The sequence below is a fragment of the Actinotalea ferrariae CF5-4 genome (assembly GCF_000603945.1).
Lineage (GTDB): Bacteria > Actinomycetota > Actinomycetes > Actinomycetales > Cellulomonadaceae > Actinotalea > Actinotalea ferrariae.
Map to the genome: position 1 here is coordinate 1 of NZ_AXCW01000201.1, position 1,894 is coordinate 1,894.

At 74.6% G+C, this 1,894-nt stretch carries 1 protein-coding gene and 1 tRNA gene; one reads left to right on the top strand and one right to left on the bottom strand.

Going from position 1 to position 1,894, the window contains the following annotated elements:
* Positions 1-84: 84 nt before the first annotated feature.
* A tRNA-Ser gene (locus N866_RS14310) sits at positions 85-172 on the top strand.
* Positions 173-269: 97 nt separating this feature from the next.
* On the opposite strand, the gene N866_RS14315 is transcribed toward N866_RS14310, so the two are convergent.
* Positions 270-1,894, bottom strand: a 1,625-nt coding sequence (locus N866_RS14315; RefSeq protein WP_034227535.1) for an acyl-CoA dehydrogenase family protein, incomplete at its 5' end; no start/stop codon positions are given.

A 1,894-nucleotide genomic window follows, 5' to 3' on the forward strand; every position in this document is an offset into this window, starting at 1 on the left:
GGCGGTGCGGGGGCGGCGGCGGGGTGGCGACGCCGCTGGCACAATGAGCGCCGCACCTGCGGTCGCCCCGGCACCGCGGTGCGAGGAGGGCTGGCTGAGCGGCCGAAGGCGACGGTCTTGAAAACCGTTGTGCGGTGACCCCGCACCAAGGGTTCGAATCCCTTGCCCTCCGCAGTCGTGCGTCGTGCGTGCGTCGTGCGTGTGCGCCGTGTGTGTGCGTCGTGCGTGGGCGTCGGGGGACGGAGCGCCGGGGTGACGGCGCGCCGTCGTCAGCGGTAGCGCCGACTCACGTCCGGGTGGGTCGACGGACCCGGGTCCGCGGGGGCGATCCACGGCCCCGTCCCCTCGGACAGGTCGAGGATCCCCGCCTCGAGCCACCGGTGCTCCCCGTCGAGCACCGCCGCGGCGACGGCCCGGTCGGACGTGTCGTCGTTGTGGTGCAGCTGCCGGAAGAGGTGCTCGCAGCGGCTGCGCGCCTGGCGGCAGAAGGCGTCCGCGAGCCGGTAGGCGGCGGCGCCGGTCGCGGGGTCGTGCCGGCGCAGCGCCTCGGCCCGGGTGCAGACGGCGGTCATCGCGAAGAGCTCGGCGCCGATGTCGACGATCCGGCCCAGCAGCACCTGCCGGTGCTCGAGCCGGGCCTGGTGGCGGGCCATGGCGTAGAAGGTCTGCCGGGCGAGCGCACGGGAGGACCGCTCGACGTAGCGCAGGTGGCCTGCGAGCGGGCCGAACTCGGCGTAGGAGCCGGGCAACGACCCCTTGCCAGCGACGAGCCCGGGCAGCCACCTCGCGTAGAAGCCGCTGGCCCCGACGGCGGCACGCGCCTTGGCGGCGAGGTCCACGTCGGCCGAGGCGAGCTCCCCGGCGGCGGCGAGGTGGGCGTCCACCGCCTCGCGGGCGATGAGCAGCCGCATGCTCTCCGAGCTGCCCTCGAAGATCCGGTTGATCCGCATGTCCCGCAGCATCTGCTCGACGGCCACGGCCCGTTCGCCGCGGGCCGCGAGGGAGTCCGCGGTCTCGTAGCCGCGGCCGCCGCGGACCTGGACGAGCTCGTCGGCGACGGCGTACCCCATCTCGCTCGCCCAGAGCTTCGCCAGCGCCGCCTCGATCCGGACGTCCTTCTGGCCCGCGTCCGCGAGCGCCGCCGACACCTCGAAGACCGACTCCAGGCCGAACGCCGTGGCCGCGATGAACGCGATCTTCGCGCTGACGGCCTCGTGGCGCCCGACGGGCTGACCCCACTGGACGCGCTCGGCGGACCACTCCCGCGCGATCTTCAGGGCCCACTTGCCGGCGCCGGCGCAGATCGCGGGGATGGACAGACGTCCGGTGTTCAGGGTGCTCAGCGCGATGCGCAGGCCCTGCCCCTCCACGCCGACGAGGTTCGCTGCGGGCACGCGCACCTGGTGCAGGCGCGTGACGCCGTTCTCCATGCCGCGCAGGCCCATGAACCGGTTCCGGTGCTCGACCGTGATCCCGGGGGAGCTCGCCTCGACGACGAAGGCCGAGATCCCCCCGCGGTGGCCGTCGCTCCTCGGCACGGCCGCCATGACGACGAGCAGCTCGGCGATGGGGCCGTTGGTGGTCCACAGCTTGACGCCGTCGAGCAGGTACGCCGCACCGTCGTCGGTCGGGGTCGCGGTGGTGCGCATGCGTGCCGGGTCGGAGCCGACGTCCGGCTCGGTGAGCAGGAACGCCGACACGGCACCCGCGGCGCAGCGCGGCAGGAACGCCTCCTTCTGCTCCTCGGTGCCGAACATCCGCACGGGCTCCGGGACACCGATCGACTGGTGCGCCGACAGCAGCGCCCCGAGGCTCGGGTGCACCGTGCTGGCGAGCATGAGCGCCCGGCCGTAGTGCACCAGCGGCAGGCCGAGCCCGCCGTAGCGGCGGGGGG